15 protein-coding genes are annotated in these 15,608 nt (G+C 70.5%); 9 read left to right on the top strand and 6 right to left on the bottom strand.

Translation table 11 applies throughout. The annotated features are described in order from the left end of the window. Nucleotides 1-40: 40 nt before the first annotated feature. Entirely contained in the window at nt 41-745 is a 705-nt protein-coding gene (gene fabG / locus AC069I_RS41360; RefSeq protein ID WP_478228309.1) for a 3-oxoacyl-ACP reductase FabG, read from the top strand. A 50-nt stretch (nt 746-795) separates the two neighbouring features. Beyond that, nucleotides 796-1,563 (top strand): enoyl-ACP reductase FabI, encoded by a 768-nt coding sequence (fabI, locus tag AC069I_RS41355; RefSeq protein ID WP_034306560.1) that lies wholly within the window; start codon nt 796-798, stop codon nt 1,561-1,563. A 104-nt stretch (nt 1,564-1,667) separates the two neighbouring features. On the opposite strand, the gene AC069I_RS41350 is transcribed toward fabI, so the two are convergent. The 3 genes from AC069I_RS41350 to AC069I_RS41340 all read right to left on the bottom strand — a co-directional run bounded on the left by AC069I_RS41350 (nt 1,668) and on the right by AC069I_RS41340 (nt 3,920). Continuing rightward, entirely contained in the window at nt 1,668-2,072 is a 405-nt protein-coding gene (locus AC069I_RS41350) for a nuclear transport factor 2 family protein (protein WP_478228310.1), read from the bottom strand. Nucleotides 2,073-2,080: 8 nt separating this feature from the next. Further along, a complete protein-coding gene (locus tag AC069I_RS41345) occupies nt 2,081-3,262 on the bottom strand; it encodes a Cmx/CmrA family chloramphenicol efflux MFS transporter (protein ID WP_478228311.1) in 1,182 nt (393 codons plus the stop codon). 73 nt (nt 3,263-3,335) lie between these two features. Continuing rightward, nucleotides 3,336-3,920, bottom strand: coding sequence for a TetR/AcrR family transcriptional regulator (locus tag AC069I_RS41340; protein WP_478228312.1), 585 nt, complete (start codon nt 3,918-3,920; stop codon nt 3,336-3,338). An 85-nt stretch (nt 3,921-4,005) separates the two neighbouring features. On the opposite strand from AC069I_RS41340, the gene AC069I_RS41335 reads away from it, so the two are divergent. Continuing rightward, nucleotides 4,006-5,052, top strand: coding sequence for a ferrochelatase (locus AC069I_RS41335; protein ID WP_478267791.1), 1,047 nt, complete (start codon nt 4,006-4,008; stop codon nt 5,050-5,052). A gap of 208 nt (nt 5,053-5,260) precedes the next feature. Here the strand turns inward: AC069I_RS41335 and AC069I_RS41330 are convergent, their stop codons facing one another. Then, on the bottom strand, nt 5,261-5,833 hold the full coding sequence (locus tag AC069I_RS41330; RefSeq protein ID WP_478228314.1) for a TetR/AcrR family transcriptional regulator: 573 nt from the start codon (nt 5,831-5,833) through the stop codon (nt 5,261-5,263). An 87-nt stretch (nt 5,834-5,920) separates the two neighbouring features. Between AC069I_RS41330 and AC069I_RS41325 the strand changes: the two genes are divergently transcribed. Both AC069I_RS41325 and AC069I_RS41320 read left to right on the top strand, forming a co-directional pair. Beyond that, the gene (locus tag AC069I_RS41325) at nt 5,921-6,805 is read left to right on the top strand and encodes an alpha/beta fold hydrolase (protein ID WP_478228315.1); all 885 of its coding nucleotides are present in this window, start codon (nt 5,921-5,923) and stop codon (nt 6,803-6,805) included. Beyond that, nucleotides 6,802-7,422, top strand: coding sequence for a VC0807 family protein (locus AC069I_RS41320; RefSeq protein ID WP_340682113.1), 621 nt, complete (start codon nt 6,802-6,804; stop codon nt 7,420-7,422). The genes AC069I_RS41325 and AC069I_RS41320 overlap by 4 nt, the downstream gene beginning before the upstream one ends. A gap of 4 nt (nt 7,423-7,426) precedes the next feature. Here the strand turns inward: AC069I_RS41320 and AC069I_RS41315 are convergent, their stop codons facing one another. Next, a complete protein-coding gene (locus AC069I_RS41315) occupies nt 7,427-8,224 on the bottom strand; it encodes a hypothetical protein (protein WP_478228317.1) in 798 nt (265 codons plus the stop codon). 133 nt (nt 8,225-8,357) lie between these two features. Between AC069I_RS41315 and AC069I_RS41310 the strand changes: the two genes are divergently transcribed. From AC069I_RS41310 to mshC, 4 genes are all read left to right on the top strand, one after another. Further along, nucleotides 8,358-9,755 (top strand): sigma 54-interacting transcriptional regulator, encoded by a 1,398-nt coding sequence (locus tag AC069I_RS41310; RefSeq protein ID WP_478232645.1) that lies wholly within the window; start codon nt 8,358-8,360, stop codon nt 9,753-9,755. After that, a complete protein-coding gene (locus AC069I_RS41305; RefSeq protein WP_478267790.1) occupies nt 9,752-11,710 on the top strand; it encodes a vWA domain-containing protein in 1,959 nt (652 codons plus the stop codon). The genes AC069I_RS41310 and AC069I_RS41305 overlap by 4 nt, the downstream gene beginning before the upstream one ends. 19 nt (nt 11,711-11,729) lie before the next feature. Then, nucleotides 11,730-12,494, top strand: a complete 765-nt coding sequence (locus tag AC069I_RS41300; protein ID WP_478228320.1) for a MerR family transcriptional regulator — start codon at nt 11,730-11,732, stop codon at nt 12,492-12,494. Between the two features lie 74 nt (nt 12,495-12,568). Then, nucleotides 12,569-13,807 (top strand): cysteine--1-D-myo-inosityl 2-amino-2-deoxy-alpha-D-glucopyranoside ligase, encoded by a 1,239-nt coding sequence (gene mshC / locus AC069I_RS41295; RefSeq protein ID WP_478267789.1) that lies wholly within the window; start codon nt 12,569-12,571, stop codon nt 13,805-13,807. Between the two features lie 50 nt (nt 13,808-13,857). On the opposite strand, the gene AC069I_RS41290 is transcribed toward mshC, so the two are convergent. Then, complete coding sequence (locus AC069I_RS41290; protein WP_478267788.1) at nt 13,858-15,465, bottom strand: ABC-F family ATP-binding cassette domain-containing protein; 1,608 nt, start codon at nt 15,463-15,465, stop codon at nt 13,858-13,860. Nucleotides 15,466-15,608: the final 143 nt, after the last annotated feature.

Below are 15,608 nucleotides of genomic sequence, written 5' to 3'. Positions count from 1 at the left end.
TCATGCCGTCAGCGCGACAGGACGAGGCGAGGAGAGCTCTGTGGGACGGTCGGTACTGGTCACCGGCGGCAACCGCGGCATCGGTTTGGCGATCGCGAAGGACCTCGCGGCGCAGGGGCACAAGGTCGCGATCACGCACCGCGGTTCCGGCGCGCCCGAGGGCCTCTTCGGGGTGCAGGCCGACGTCACCGACGCCGAGCAGATCGACGCCGCCTTCAAACTCGTCGAGGAGCACCAGGGCCCGGTCGAGATCCTCGTCGCGAACGCCGGCATGACCGACGACACCCTCCTCATGCGCATGAGCGAGGAGCAGTTCACCCGCGTGGTCGACGCCAACCTCACCGGCGCGTACCGGGTCGCCAAGCGTGCCTCCCGCGGCATGCTCCGCGGCAAGTGGGGCCGCTACATCTTCATCTCGTCCGTCGTCGGGCTCACCGGGTCCGCCGGGCAGGTCAACTACGCGGCGAGCAAGGCCGGCCTCGTCGGTCTCGCCCGTTCGCTGGCGCGTGAGCTGGGCTCGCGCAACATCACCTCGAACGTCATCGCGCCGGGCTTCGTCGCCACGGACATGACCGACGAGCTCGGCGAGGACCGCAAGAAGGAGATCCTCGCCCAGGTTCCCTCCGGCCGGTACGCCGAGCCGTCGGAGATCGCCGCCGCCGTCCGCTACCTCGCCTCCGAAGAGGCCGGTTACGTCAACGGCGCGGTGCTGCCGGTCGACGGCGGCCTCGGCATGGGCCACTGACGTCCCCGTTTTCCCGTACCGATCGCAAACCACTCCGGACTGGAGGTCCCGTGCCAGGACTGCTCGAAGGCAAGCGCCTGCTGATCACCGGCGTCATCACCGACGCCTCGCTCGCGTTCCACGCGGCCAAGATCGCGCAGCAGGAGGGCGCGAAGGTCGTGCTCACCGGCTTCGGCAGGCTGTCGCTCGTCGAGCGCATCGCCAAGCGTCTCCCCGAGGAGGCGCCGGTGCTGGAGCTGGACGTCACCAACCAGGAGCACCTCGACTCGCTCGCCGACCGCGTCCGTGAGCACGTCGACGGGCTCGACGGCGTGCTGCACTCGATCGGGTTCGCCCCGCAGTCCTGCCTCGGCGCGCCGTTCCTGGACGCTCCGAGCGAGGACGTGAAGGTGGCCGTCGACGTCTCTGCGTACTCCTTCAAGGCGCTGGCCGTCGCGACCCTGCCGCTGCTGTCGCGCGGTTCGTCGATCGTCGGCATGGACTTCGACGCGCGCGTCGCGTGGCCCGTCTACAACTGGATGGGTGTCGCGAAGGCGGCGCTGGAGTCGGTGAACCGGTACCTGGCGCGCGACCTCGGCCCGAAGGGCATCCGGGTCAACCTGGTCAGCGCCGGTCCGATGAAGACCATGGCGGCGAAGTCGATCCCGGGCTTCTCCGAGCTGGAGGAAGGCTGGGGCGACCGTGCGCCGCTCGGCTGGGACAGCTCCGACCCGGACCCGACGGCGAAGTCCGTCTGTGCCGTGCTGTCGGACTGGCTGCCCGCCACCACCGGCTCGATGATCATGGTCGACGGCGGAGTGCACGCTCTCGGCATCTAGGTCTCTTCACGCGCTTCCGGTGGTGGCTGCCGGAGTAATGAAGGCCTCCTTGCCTACCTTCAGGGTAGGCAAGGAGGCCTTCACGGCCCTGCGGGCTGGCGGGATCAGGGGAGGACGGCGTTCGCGACGTGCCACGAGTCCTCGAGCAGCAGGTACTTGGTGATCAGCCCGTCGTCGTTCAGCTCGAACTCGATGGTGAAGGCCGTCTCGATCACCTTGCCGGTGCTGCGGATCGTCGAGCGGAGGCGGCCGATCGCGACCGCGTGCGGCCCGTCGACGAGAACGCGTTCGACGTCGAACCGGTCCTTGACGAGGCCCTTGTCGAGCAGGTCGTAGAACTCGCGGATCTCCGCCGGATTCCGGCGCGGGCCGATCCACGGGACCAGCTCGGTCGCACCGGGGATGTCCCACGCGACGCTGTCGGCGAACAGTTCCGTGGCTCCGTCAGTGTCCCCTGTGGACATTCGGCGGAAGAACTCGGCAAGGGTGGATCGGGTTCGTTCGGACATGATTCTCCCTACTGGGTAACGGGTTCGCGGAGCAGGCGGGTGTCGTCGGTGCGCTGGACACCGGCGGCGAAGGTGAGCGCGACGACGGTGGCGACCCCGAGCCCGACGCTCACCCACGCGACGCTGGGGTAGCCGAGACCGGCGTCGATCGATTCGCCGCCGAGCCACGGGCCGAGGGTGTTGCCGACGTTGAACGCGGCCGTCGTGCTCGCGCCGACGAGCGTGGGCGCGTTGCCCGCCACGGCGAAGGCGCGGACGTTCAAAGCGGGGTTGACCCCGAATCCGGCGACGCCGAACAGGAACACGGCGAAGATCGCGACCGGGGTCGCCGGGCCGGAGATCGCGAGCAGGACCAGGGCGAGCAGGGCGACGGCGAGGCCGCCGTAGAGGGTCGCGAAAGGCCTCGCGTCGGCGAGCCTGCCACCCGCGGTGATGCCGATCAGCGCGCCGAGCCCGAACAGCGACAGGACTCCCGGCACCCAGCTTTCCGGCAGCCCGGCGACCTCGGTCAGCAAGGGCGCGAGGTAGCTGAAGGTCGCGAAGATCATCGCCTGCGCGAGCGCGATCACGCCGAGCGCCAGCCAGAACCGGCCGCCGCGGTAGAGCCGCAGTTCGGTCGCGACGTCGGTCTTGTCCGCACCGTTCTGGGTCTCCGGGATCAGGGCGAAGACCCCGATCAACGCGACGACGGTCAGCGCCGTGACCGCCCAGAAGGCCGCCCGCCAGCCCGCGTGCTGGCCGAGGAAGGTCCCCGCGGGGACGCCGGCGATGTTCGCGACGGTGAGTCCGCCGACCAGGATGGCCAGCGCGCGGCCACGGCGCTCGACCGGCACCAGCGCGACGGCGGTGGCCGCCGCGACCGCCCAGAATCCGGCGCAGGCGACCGCGCTGACGACACGCGTCGCGAAGAGCAGGGCGTACCCGGAGCCCAGCGCGCCGACGACGTGCGAAACGCCGAAGACGACGAGCAAGGCCATGAGGGTGGCGCGCCTCGGCACCCGCAGCGTCGCGATCGCGAGCAGGGGAGCGCCGACGACCATGCCGATCGCGAACGCCGAGATGAGCAGCCCGGCCTCCGGGATGCCGACGTTCAGATCGGCCGCCATCCCCGGAAGCAGGCCGGTGATCATGAACTCGGACGTGCCGAGCGCGAACACGCTCAGTCCGAGTACGCAGACTGCCAAAGGCACGGGAAGTCCCTCCAGTTTTGTATCGATCAGTCCAAAATGTGGGCAGCGTCGCGCACGGGATTCGTTCGAGGTCTTACTTCGCGGCGATCGCGTCCAGTGCGATGGCGGCGACGGACTCCATGGCCGCCCGGTCGGCGCCTCGGCGGGACATCAGCCGGAGGCCGGCGACGGTGCTGTGCGCGAACTCGGCGATCGCACCGGGGTCGCGATCGCCGTCGATCGTCCCGTCGAGCTGCCCTTCCTTGGCGCAGGCCGAAAGAAGGGCGAGATGCCGCCGGGTGTCGGCCTCGATCCGCGCCTTGACCTCGGGGTCGCGCCCGCCGAATTCGGCCACCGTGTTGACCACGAGGCAGCCCCGTCCGTGGTGCGCGACCTCCTCGTCGATCGTGCACGAGAACAGGGCACGGAATCGCTCGACGCCGGTCCCGGATTCCTCCAGCAAGGCCGTCCTGGCCACGATCCCGCGATCGGCGTAGTGATCGAGCGCGCGCATGAACAGTTCGTGCTTGCTGGTGAAGGTGTTGTAGATGCTGCTGCGGCCCAAACCGGTGGCTTCGCAGAGGGCCTGTGTCGACGTGCCCTCGTAGCCGCGTGCCCAGAAGGCGTCCATGGCGCGCCCGATCGCGGCGCGCTCGTCGAATTCCTTCGGCCTGGCCATGGAAATGACCGTACCAGGTTTTGGATCGGTCGGTTCAAAATGGGCCGGGTCAGCGTGCGGGGCGCCATAGCGGCAAGATGGCAGGGTGGGTTACGACGCGCTGCTTTGGCTTTCGTTCGGTGGTCCCGAGGGGCCCGACGAGGTGATGCCGTTCCTGGAGAACGTCACGCGGGGCCGTGGGGTCCCCCGGGAACGCCTGCTCGAGGTCTCCGAGCACTACCAGCACTTCGGCGGGGTCTCGCCGATCAACCGGCTCAACCGGGACGCGATCTCCGCGGTGGAGAAGCAACTCGCGGCCGCCGGGATCGACCTGCCCGTTCACTTCGGCAACCGCAACTGGCGGCCGATGGTCGAGGACACCCTCGCCGAGATCACCGAGGCGGGCGCTCGGCGCGTCCTGGTCTTCCCGACGAGCGCGTACGGCGGCTATTCCGCCTGCCGTCAGTACGACGAGGACATCGAGCGTGCCCGCGCGGCGGTCGGCGACGGCGCGCCGGAACTGGTGAAGCTGCGGCAGTTCTTCGACCACCCGCTGTTCATCGCCGCCTTCGCCGACGCCGTCCGCGCCGCGCACGCGAAACTGGGGAACCGGCCCGGAACCCGCACGGTGTTCTGTGCCCACTCGGTGCCCGAGTCCGCCGACGCCGCGTCCGGCCCGCCGTCGGAAGGCGGACGGCGCTACTCGCGCCAGATCGCCGAGGCCGCGCGCCTCGTCGCGGCCGAAGCGGGGATCGAGACCTACGACGTCGTCTGGCAGTCGCGCTCCGGCCCGCCGCAGGTGCCGTGGCTGGAGCCGGACATCGTCGACCACATCGACGCGCTGCACGCGGAAGGTGTCACCTCGGTGGTCGTCTGCCCGGTGGGTTTCGTCTCCGATCACCTCGAGGTGATCTGGGACCTCGACAACGAGGCCGCCGAGCGGGCCGCGGAACATGGCATGGGCTTCGCGCGGGCCGCGACGCCGGATACCGACCCGCGGTTCGCCGAACTCGTCGTGGAGTTGGTCCGGGAACACACCGAGGGGCTGCCGGCGCGGAAGCTGTCGCCGTTCCCGGCGGCCGGGTGCACGGTCAACGGGGCGCCTTGCGCGATCGGATGCTGCGAGCCCGCCAAGAGGCCCGCGCGCCCGTAAGTGCTCAGCGGCCACCGCCGCTCTTCCTGCGCCGCCACTGTGGCTGCTGGGACCAGTGATGTCGCTGAGGCTATGGGTGGCGATCGCGCGTAGTCCGTGAAGGCCTCCTTGCCTACCTTCAGGGTAGGCAAGGAGGCCTTCACGGACCTGTCGCCACAAACAGACATACCTCGGCGCTAACCGTCCTTGCCACTCACGAGATCGATCGTCATCGGGCGGCGATCCTCGACAGGTGGAGGTCGATGAGGGCGATGGCCTCGTCGCCGGTCTGGTAGCCGAGCAGCACCGCGTCGCCCAGGCCGGCCACTAGGGCGAGCAGGAGGTCGGCCTCCGTGGCCGGGTCGCCGGTGAGCAGGAGGTCACCGGCGTCCTGGCCGGCGATGAGCAGGGCTGCCACCGCGTCGCGGAGCTGGCCGTGCCCGGTCCGGAAGTGGCCGGCGATCTCCGGATCCTTGAGCGCGCGCACCACGAAGGCGTTCGCGACGAGCGCGTGGTCCCGGCCTGCCTCGTCCAGGGGGAGCAGGGCGATGAGCAGGTCTCGGACCCGCGGCTCGGACGGGGTGGCGATGCGCTCCTCAATGCCACCTCGCAGGGTGGTCGTCGCGTAGCGCAGCATCTCGTCCCTCGACGCGAAGTAGTGCTGGACGGAGCCCTTCGAGATACCGGCTTCTGCCGCGACCTCGTTCAGGCTGACCCCTTCGAGCCCCCGGTCGGCCGCGATGCGGCGAACGGCCGCGGCGATCTGCCGCCGCCGGTCCTCGTGATCGACTCGTTTGGGCACCCGTACTCCTTTTGGCAGTCCGATCGGATTGCAAACTTCTCACCAACTGGTTACAATCCGATCGTACCGTAAAAAGGAGGGGTGAGAATGAAGGTGGGCGGATTCGCCTCGCCGGAGGCGCGCGCCGAGTACGAGGCCGTCTACGAACGAGGTTTGGCGGCCTTGCCCGCGCCGACCGGGATCCACGACGTCCGGACGGCGTTCGGGGTGGCGCGCGTGTACCGGTTCGGGGAGCCGGGTGCGACGCCGATCGTGCTGTTGCCCGGCCGCGCGGGGACCGCGGTGATGTGGGAACCCAACCTCACCGCGCTGCTCGGGCACGGCGAGGTCTTCGCGGTGGACCTCATCGGCGAAGCCGGCCGCAGCGAGCAGACCGCCCCGATCCGCGACGCCGCGGACCAGGCCGCGTGGCCGAGCACGGTGCTCGCCGAGCTCGACCTGCCGTCCGTGCACCTGATCGGGTACTCGTTCGGTGGCTGGCTCGCGACCAACCTCGCCGTGCGGGCACCGGAACGGCTGAAATCGCTCACCGTGATCGACCCCGTGCTGACGTTCGGCGGTCTGACCGCGGGACTGGTCTTCCGCTCCACGCTCGCCGCGATCCCCGGAATCAACCGATGGACCCGCCCGTCGTTCCTCGACTGGATCTCCGGCGGCGCGGAAGTCGACGCCACGGATCCGGTCGCGCGGGTGATCGACGAGGGGATGCGGACCTACCGCATCGCCCTGCCGTCGCCCAGGTTGTTCACCGATGAGCAATTGCGCTCCGTGCGGATGCCCGTGCTCGCCCTCATCGCCGGGCGCAGCGTCATCCACCACCCGGAACGGGCGGCCGCCCGCGCCCGTGAGTTCCTGTCGCGAGGTCAGGTCGAACTGTGGCCCTCGGCGACCCACGCCATCGCCGGGGAAGCGGCGGACGAGGTCAACGCACGTGTTCTGAAGTTCCTGTCCGAGTGCGAGATGGACTCGTGACCGCGCGCGCCAAGAACCCCACGCTGTCCTTGCTGCTCTGGGACGTCGCGCTCCCGCTGGCCGCCTACTACGGGCTCCGGCTCGCCGGACAGAGCGAGCAGGTCTCGCTGCTGGCCGGGGCGGGGGTGGCGGCGGCCCGGATCGTGTGGGTCGCCGTCCGGGACCGGTCCTTCGACGGCTTCGCCGCGTTGCTGGCCGGTGTGCTCGGGGTCGGGCTGGTGCTTTCGCTGGTCACCGGGGACGCGAAATTCCTGTTGCTGAAGGAATCCTTCGCCACCGCGACCGCCGCGATCGTCCTGCTGCTCAGCTGCTTCAGCCGTACGCCCATGGTGCTCGTCGCCGTGCGGGCAGGCTCCAGCGCGGCCAAACGCGCGGAGATCGACCGGCTCGGCGACGAGGTCCCCGAGTTCCGGCGGGCGTTCACCCGGATGTCGGCGGTGTGGGGAGTGGCGCTGCTGCTGGAGGCCGCGATCCGGGTGCCGCTGGTGTACACCTTGTCGGCCGACGTGATGAACGCGCTCAGCGTGGTCCTGCTGCTCGCCGTCATCGGCGGGCTTTCGCTGTGGTCCGTCCGCTATGCCGAGAAAGTCCAGAAAAAGCACACAGTGACCACGTGAACCGCTACGGGTGCCTGTCCGCCTGTTCGGCGAACACTCGCACCGCTTCGTTGATCGCCGCGTAGCGGGCGTTGCGGACCGCTTCGGTCAGCGGCCGCAGCGCCTCCGCCCGCCGGAGCGCCGCCGACGAAGAGAGCGCGCCGCCCGGATCGTCGGATTCGGCGATGGCGAGTATCGCCGCGATCTCCTGGGAACGCTGGAGCACCCGCAGCGCCCGGCTGGGCATCCCGGCGGGCCAGGGCGCGTCGGTGGTGGCCCGCAGCCGCGCCGAGAGTTCCGCCCGCACCCCTGGCCGCTCGCTGGCGACGTCCAGCGCCTGCAACGCGCCCGCACTCGCGCGGATCGCGTCGGTCAGACCGTGTTCGGCCTCGCCCAGCGGGCGGTACTCGAGGACGCCCGGCATGGGCACCGAGTACACCGTCCACCGCATGAGCCCCTCGGCGATCGCCTCGGGGACCACGCCGTAGCCGAGGTCCGGCAGCAGGACGGCCTCTCCGATCCGCAGCGCGGCCTCGGTGAACGGCCCGCCGCCACCCAGGCCTCGGACGTCGCCGGGTACCGGGAGCAGCAGCTGCATGCTCTTGGCGCCCTGCGCGCGCAGGGCGAGCAGCAGCTGGACCGGGGTCGCGGCCCGGTTGAACGCGAGCGGCAGGTCGAACGCTTCGGCGGCCGCCGCGTCCGCGGCGACGAAGTCATGGGCTTCGCCCCAGACCTGCAGGGCGTCAAGGACGTCGTCGGAGGCGGCGGCTCCGTTCAGCCACGCCGAAGACCAGACCGCGAGGGTCGCACTAGGACGGCACACCGGATTGATTTTAGTCGTGCTTTCGGCGAAACCCGGCTATGGGAGGGTTAACCCAGGCTTGCCGTTCGCGATCGCCGGAGCTGGAGTTGCTTCACGTCGACAGGGACCACGCTCGCGACGTAGCGTCGAACGGGTGAACGATGTTCCCGCAAACCTGCCCCGGACCGCCGGGGACCTTCGCGCGGCGGGTCACCTGCCGCGGTCGATCAAACAAGAGCTGCACGACAACCTCCTCGCCAAGCTCCGCGCCGGGGAAGACGCCTGGCCAGGGATCGTCGGGTTCTCGCGCACCGTGCTGCCGCAACTGGAACGCGCGCTGCTGGCCGGGCACGACGTCGTCCTCCTCGGCGAACGAGGCCAGGGCAAGACCCGCCTGCTGCGCACCCTCGCGGGGCTGCTCGACGAATGGACGCCCGTCATCGAGGGCGCCGAGCTGGCCGAGCATCCGCTCGACCCGATCACCCCGGAATCGCGCCGCCGTGCCGCCGAACTCGGCGACGCGCTGCCGGTGACCTGGCGCCACCGCGACGAGCGGTACACGGAAAAACTGGCCACACCGGACACTTCGGTCGGTGACCTGATCGGTGACGTCGATCCGGTGAAGGTCGCGGAAGGCCGCAGCCTCGGCGATCCCGAGACCATCCACTTCGGACTCGTCCCGCGCGCCCATCGCGGCATCGTGGCGATCAACGAGCTGCCGGACCTCGCCGAGCGCATCCAGGTCGCGCTGCTGAACGTGATGGAGGAACGCGACATCCAGGTGCGCGGCTACACGCTGCGCCTGCCGCTGGACGTGCTGCTGGTGTCGACGGCCAACCCGGAGGACTACACCAACCGCGGCCGCATCATCACCCCGCTCAAGGACCGGTTCGGCGCCGAGATCCGCACGCACTACCCGCTCGACGTCGAGGCGGAGATCGCGGTCGTCCGGCAGGAGGCCCGGCTGGTCGCCGAAGTCGGCGAGCCGCTGCTGGAGGTGCTCGCCCGGTTCGTGCGGAACCTGCGCGAGTCGCCGGTGATCGACCAGCGGTCGGGTGTCTCGGCCCGGTTCGCCGTCGCCGCGGCGGAAACGGTCGGCGCGGCGGCACTGCGCCGGTCCGCGCTGACCGGTGAGGAACCCGCCGTGGCGCGTCCGGTCGACCTCGACGCGGTCCCCGGCGTCCTGCGCGGCAAGCTCGAATTCGAGCCGGGGGAGGAGGGACGCGAGACCGAGCACCTCGTGCACCTGCTGCGCCGGGCGGTCGCGGAGACGGCCCGTTCGCGGTTCGCCGGCCTGGACCTGCTGCCGCTGGCCGACGCCGTCGAGTCCGGGCATCTGGTCGCCACCGGGGAACGCGTACCCGGCAAGGACGTCCTCGCCGCACTGCCGGAACTGCCCGTGCTCCACGACGTCGCCGCGCGCGCCGGCGTCGGTCCGGACGAACCGGCCGGGCGGATCGCGGCCGCGGTCGAACTGGCACTGGAATCCCTGTTCCTGTCGAGGAAACTCGCCAAGGACTCCGACGACTCGACGACCGTCTACGGCCGATGAGTCTCCTCCCGGAGGGATATTCGTACGGGCCGTGGGACAACGGCCCCGATCCGCTGGCGCCGCCGGCGGACCTGCGGGACGCGCTCGACGAGATCGGCCGCGACGTCATGGCGGGCGCTTCGCCCCGGTCCGCGCTGGAAGAACTGCTGCGCCGCGGCACCCCGCGCACCGCCGGGCTCGACGAACTGACCAGGCGGCTCTGGCAGCGCCGGTCGGAGATCCAGCGGCGGCACCGGCTGGACGGCACGCTCCAGGAGGTCCAGCGGTTGCTCGACCAGGCGCTGGAGGCCGAGCGGCGCGAGCTGTTCCCCGATCCGGACGACGACGCCCGCTTCCGTGAAGCTCAGCTGGACGCGTTGCCGCCGGGGACGGCGGCGGCCGTGCGCGAACTCTCCGGGTACGACTGGCGCTCGCGGGAGGGCAGGGAGAACTACGAGAAGATCCGTGACCTGCTCGGCCGTGAGCTGCTGGATTCCCGTTTCGAGGGGATGAAGGAGGCGCTGCGGAACGCCGGGCCGGAAGAGGCCGAGCGGGCGAACCGGATGCTCGCCGACCTCAACGCGCTCCTGGCCGCGCACGCACAGGGCAGGGAGGACGTCCCGGAGCGGTTCGCGGAGTTCATGCGCGAGCACGGCGAGTTCTTCCCGGAGAATCCGAAGAACGTCGAGGAGCTGATCGATGTCCTCGCCGCTCGTGCCGCGGCCGCGCAACGAATGTTGAACTCGATGACGCCGGAACAGCGGGCCGAACTGGCCGAACTGTCGCAGAAGGCGTTCGGCGACCCTCGGCTCGCGCAGCAGCTGTCCACTTTGGACGCCCAGTTGCGGGCGCTGCGGCCCGGCGAGGACTGGACGTCTTCCGAACGGTTCCGGGGCAACGATCCGCTGGGCCTCGGGGAAGGCGCCCGGGCGATGTCCGATCTCGCCGAACTGGACGCGCTGGCCGAACAGCTCGGCCAGTCCTACCCCGGCGCGAGGCTGGAGGACATCGACGTCGACGCTCTCGAACGCCGGCTCGGACCCGATGCGGGCGTCGACGCGCGGCGGTTGTCCGAACTGGAACGCGAACTCCGGCGCCAAGGTCTCTTCGAACGTGCCCCCGATGGCACGCTCCGGTTGTCGCCCAAGGCTTTACGGCGGCTGGGGGAGACGGCGCTCGCTGACGTCGTGAACGCTTTGCGCGGCAAGACCGGCCAACGGGAGACGGAGTCCGCCGGAGCCGCGGGCGAGCCGACCGGCGCCACCAGGCCGTGGCGGTTCGGGGACATGCAGCCGTGGGACGTCTCCAGAACGGTCCGCAACGCGGTCCTGCGTTCGGTTTCGGTGGGCGAGCGGTCGGTCCGGATGGACGTCTCCGACGTCGAGGTGATCGAGACCGAACATCGGTCGCGCGCGGCGGTGGCGTTGCTCGTGGACACGTCGTGGTCGATGGTGCAGGAGGGTCGCTGGCTGCCGATGAAGCGGACGGCACTCGCGTTGCACCAGCTGATCAGCACCCGGTTCCGCAACGACGCGCTCCAGCTGATCACCTTCGGCCGCTACGCGACGTCGGTCGAACTGGCCGAGCTGGTGGGCCTGGAGGGCGCTTGGGAACAGGGCACCAACGCCCACCACGCGCTGCTCCTGGCCGGACGGCATCTGCGGCGGCATCCCGACGCGCAGCCGGTGGTCCTGATGGTCACCGACGGGGAGCCGACGGCACATCTCGAGCCCGACGGCACGGCGGAGTTCGACTACCCGCCCCAGCCGAGGACCCTGCTCAAAACCCTGTCCGAAGTGGACAGGATGGCGAAGCTGGGCGCGTCGGTGACGGTGTTCCGGCTCGGGGACGACCCGCGCCTGACGGAGTTCGTCGACCTCATCGCGCGCCGCTCGGGCGGCCGTGTCGTCGCTCCGGATCTGGACGGGCTCGGCGCCGCCGTGGTCGGCGACTACCTGCGAACCAGGAAGCGCTGAACTCGCTTACGCTGGCCCGATGGGGTACTCGGTCGGAAAGGTCGCGGCGCTCTCGGGGGTCACCGTGCGCACGCTGCATCACTACGACGAGATCGGCCTGCTGTGCCCGAGCGGGCGGACGGCGGCGGGGTACCGGAGCTACAGCGACGACGACCTCGACCGCCTGCAGCGCGTCCTGTTCTACCGCGAACTCGGGTTCGGCCTCGAGACGATCGCGAAGGTGATCGACGACCCGGCGGTCGACGCGCTGGAGCACCTGCGGCGCCAGCGGGTGCTGCTCGCCGAGCGGATCTTCGAGCTGACGCGGATGGCCGAAACGGTCGAGCGGGTGATCGCAGCGAAGGAGGCCGGAGCCGCGCTGACCGCGGAGGAGCGGTTCGAGGTCTTCGGCGAGTTCCGTGAGCCGGAGGGCTACGCGGAGGAGGCCGTCCGCCGGTGGGGGGACACGCCGCACTGGCAGGCGGCGGCCATCCCGCGGTCAAAGCAGGAATGGATCGAGGCGGAGAAGCTCCGGGAGGACTGGGTCCGGCGGCTGCTCGCCGTCTTCGACTCCGGCGCGCCCGCCGACGGCCGTGCGGCGATGGACCTCGCCGAGGAGCACCGCCGGATGCTCGCGGCGTTCATGGGGGACTGCGACCTCGCGACGCACCGGGAGCTCGCCGGGCTGTACGCGACCGAGCCGGTCCAGCTCGGCTTCCTGGTGCGTGAGCCGGACCAGCGACCGGGCCTCGGCGAGTACATCCGGGACGCCGTCCACGCCAACGCCGAACGGGTCACGGGATAGCGAATCGGTTACTCCGGCCGTGTCCGGCTCCCACCGGACGGGAACGGCGCGGCGGCTCCGCTTACAGTCGAGGTATGCAGACTTGGTCATCGGTCGACGTGCCCCGTATCCCTGGCACCCCCCGTCCGCTGCGGCTTCACGACACGGCGACGGGGCAGATCCGCCCCACGGCGCCCGGGTCGACCGCCCGGATGTACGTCTGCGGCATCACGCCGTACGACGCCACCCATCTGGGGCACGCCGCCACGTACCTGACATTCGACCTGGTGAACCGCCTGTGGCGGGACGCCGGGCACGACGTCCACTACGTGCAGAACGTGACGGACATCGACGAGCCCCTGCTGGAGCGCGCCGAGCGCGACAAGGACGACTGGGTCGTCCTCGGCATGCGCGAGACCGCGCTGTTCCGCGAGGACATGACCGCGTTGCGGGTGCTGCCGCCGCGGCAGTTCGTCGGGGCGGTCGAGAGCATCCCGGAGATCGTCGAGGTCATCGCCAAGCTGGTGGCGAACGGCAGCGCGTACCGCGCGGACGACGCGGAGTACCCGGACATCTACTTCGAGCACAACGCGACCGGGCACTTCGGTTCGGAGTCGAACTACGACGCCGAGACCATGGCGAAGTTCTTCGCCGAACGCGGCGGCGACCCGGACCGTCCCGGCAAGCGGCACCCGCTCGACGCGTTGCTGTGGCGGATGGCGCGGCCGGGTGAGCCGTCGTGGGAGTCCGAACTGGGCGCGGGGCGGCCGGGCTGGCACATCGAGTGCAGCGCGATCGCGGTCAACCGGCTCGGCCTCGGCTTCGACGTCCAGGGCGGCGGCTCGGACCTGATCTTCCCGCACCACGAGTACAGCGCCGCGCACGCGGAAGCCGTCGCGGGGGACAGGCCGTTCGCGCGGCACTACGTGCACGCCGGGATGATCGGCCTTGACGGCGAGAAGATGTCGAAGTCGCGCGGGAACCTCGTGTTCGTCTCGCGGCTGCGGGCCGACAAGGTCGACCCGGGCGTGATCCGGCTCGCGCTGTTCGCCGGCCACTACCGCGAGGACCGGCCGTGGACCGCGCAGTTGCAGGCGGACGCCGAAGCGCGCCTCGCGCGCTGGCGCGAAGCCGTCTCCCTCGGCACCGGCCCGGCGGCGGAGGACACCGTCGCGCGCCTGCGTGACCACCTCACCGACGACCTCGACACGCCCAAGGCGTTCGCGGCCGTCGACGCCTGGGCGGAGCAGGCGCTGAACCGCTCCGGCACCGACCCGGCCGCGCCCGGGCTGATCCGGAACGCCGTCGACGCGCTGCTCGGCATCGAGCTCTGACGAACACTGCCGGGGCGGGAAGTTCCCGCCCCGGCAGTGTGTATAACGCCCTACACGGCGACGCGCCCGGCTTCCAACCGGAGGTGGTCACCCGCCCAATCGCGCCGCAGCCACCGGTCATGCGACGCGATGACGACGGCACCCGGCGCGGAATCGAGCGCGGTGAACAACTCCTCGGCCAAGGTGAGCGAGATGTGGTTCGTCGGCTCGTCCAGCAGGAGCACCTCCGGCGGGTCGGCGATCAGCAATGCCAGCGCGAGCCGCCGCCGCTGCCCGACCGACAACGCGCCCACCCGGGTCCCGAGATCGCGCGGGGCCAGCAATCCCAGGCCGCGCAACGGGGGAGCGTCCTCGCCGAGGGCTTCGGCGTAGGTCCGCTGCGCGGTCTTCTCCGGCTCGGCGAACGCGACGTCCTGAGCCAGCATGCCGATCCGCACGCCGCGTCCGGAAAGGACGGTGCCGGAGTCGGGTGTCAGCGAGCCGGCGAGGACGGACAGCAGCGTCGACTTCCCGGCGCCGTTCCCGCCGGTGATCAGGAGCCTCGACGTCGTGGTGACGTCCAAGGTCGCCAGCCGCAACCGTCCGGCGATCTCGATGTCCCGTACGGAGATCGCCGTCTTGCCCTCTCCGGGTTCGCCGGTCAGCTCGCCCTGGAACCGCAGCGGCGCGGGCGGTTTCCGCACCTGGTCGCGTTCCAGTTCGGCCAGCCGCAGCTGGGCGTTGCGGACTCGGCGTGAGATCTGCTTCTGCACCCTCCCGGTCTTGAAGTCGTAGAGCATCTTGGCGTTGTCGCGCTGCGGCCGGTTGTGCGCGACGTTGCGCGCGGTGACGGCCACCGACTCACGCAGTTCCTTGAGCTCGTCCTGTTCCTCGGCGTAGCGCTGCTCCCAGCGCGCCCGTTCGGCCCGTTTCTGGTCCAGGTAGTCGGAATACGTGCCGCCGTACCGGGTCGGTCCGCCCAGGGCCGGGTCGAGGTCGACGATGTCGGTGCACACCGCGTCGAGGAACACGCGATCGTGCGACGACAGCACGAGGACACCGGTCAGCGAGGCGAGATGCTGCTCCAGGAACTCCATCGCGGCGTCGTCGAGGTGGTTCGTCGGCTCGTCCAGGACGAGCGTGCCCGGTCGCCGGATCAGCAACGCCGCGAGGCCGAGCCTCGACCGTTGCCCGCCCGACAGGGTGCCCAGTTCGCGCGCCGGGTCGATCCCGGCGAGCCCGAGACCCGCGCACACGACCTCGGCACGCCGGTCGGCGTCCCACAGGTCGTGTGCCTGGGCCCATTCCAGGACGGTGCCGTACTCGTCGAGCACGGCGGCGTCGTCCGGCTGCCGAGCCAGCGCCGCGGTCAGCTCGTCGAGCCTCGCCGACGCTCGCCGGATCTCGGCGAGCGCGTCGTCGATGACGTCGGAGAACCGCGCGGTGAGCGGGAAAGGCAGCTCCTGCAAGAGGAACCCGAGATCGTCACCTCGCAGCACCTCACCGCTCTGCGGCTCTTCGACCCCGGCCAGCAACCGCAGGAGCGTGGACTTGCCGACGCCGTTCTCGCCGACCAGTCCGAGCCGCTGTCCCGCCGAAGCGGTCAGGTTGACGCCGTCGAGGACGACGCGGGCACCGTAGGAATGGACGAGGTCCTTGGCGATCAGGGAAAGAGACATACGACATCACCGTGTTCTCGGACATGAGGGATCCCCGCCGGGCCTCATGGCTTACGGGAGCGGTGCTCGACCGAAGCCGCCTCGGAGCGGGAAGGTGCGATGTCAGTTGTCCATGATGCGAGCAGTCTAACGCAACCCGTGTA

This window comes from Amycolatopsis sp. NPDC043885 (genome assembly GCF_056435685.1).
Note: the sequence above shows the minus strand (reverse complement) of the source record. Positions and strands in the feature narration are given on the sequence as shown.

Excerpts from the sequence above, each read along its gene's own strand:
- AC069I_RS41350 (WP_478228310.1), bottom strand. The coding sequence starts at position 2,072 with ATGTCCGAACGAACCCGATCCACCCTTGCCGAGTTCTTCCGCCGAATG.
- AC069I_RS41340 (WP_478228312.1), bottom strand. The coding sequence starts at position 3,920 with ATGGCCAGGCCGAAGGAATTCGACGAGCGCGCCGCGATCGGGCGCGCC.
- AC069I_RS41325 (WP_478228315.1), top strand. The coding sequence starts at position 5,921 with ATGAAGGTGGGCGGATTCGCCTCGCCGGAGGCGCGCGCCGAGTACGAG.
- AC069I_RS41305 (WP_478267790.1), top strand. The coding sequence starts at position 9,752 with ATGAGTCTCCTCCCGGAGGGATATTCGTACGGGCCGTGGGACAACGGC.
- AC069I_RS41300 (WP_478228320.1), top strand. The coding sequence starts at position 11,730 with ATGGGGTACTCGGTCGGAAAGGTCGCGGCGCTCTCGGGGGTCACCGTG.
- mshC (WP_478267789.1), top strand. The coding sequence starts at position 12,569 with ATGCAGACTTGGTCATCGGTCGACGTGCCCCGTATCCCTGGCACCCCC.
- AC069I_RS41290 (WP_478267788.1), bottom strand. The coding sequence starts at position 15,465 with ATGTCTCTTTCCCTGATCGCCAAGGACCTCGTCCATTCCTACGGTGCC.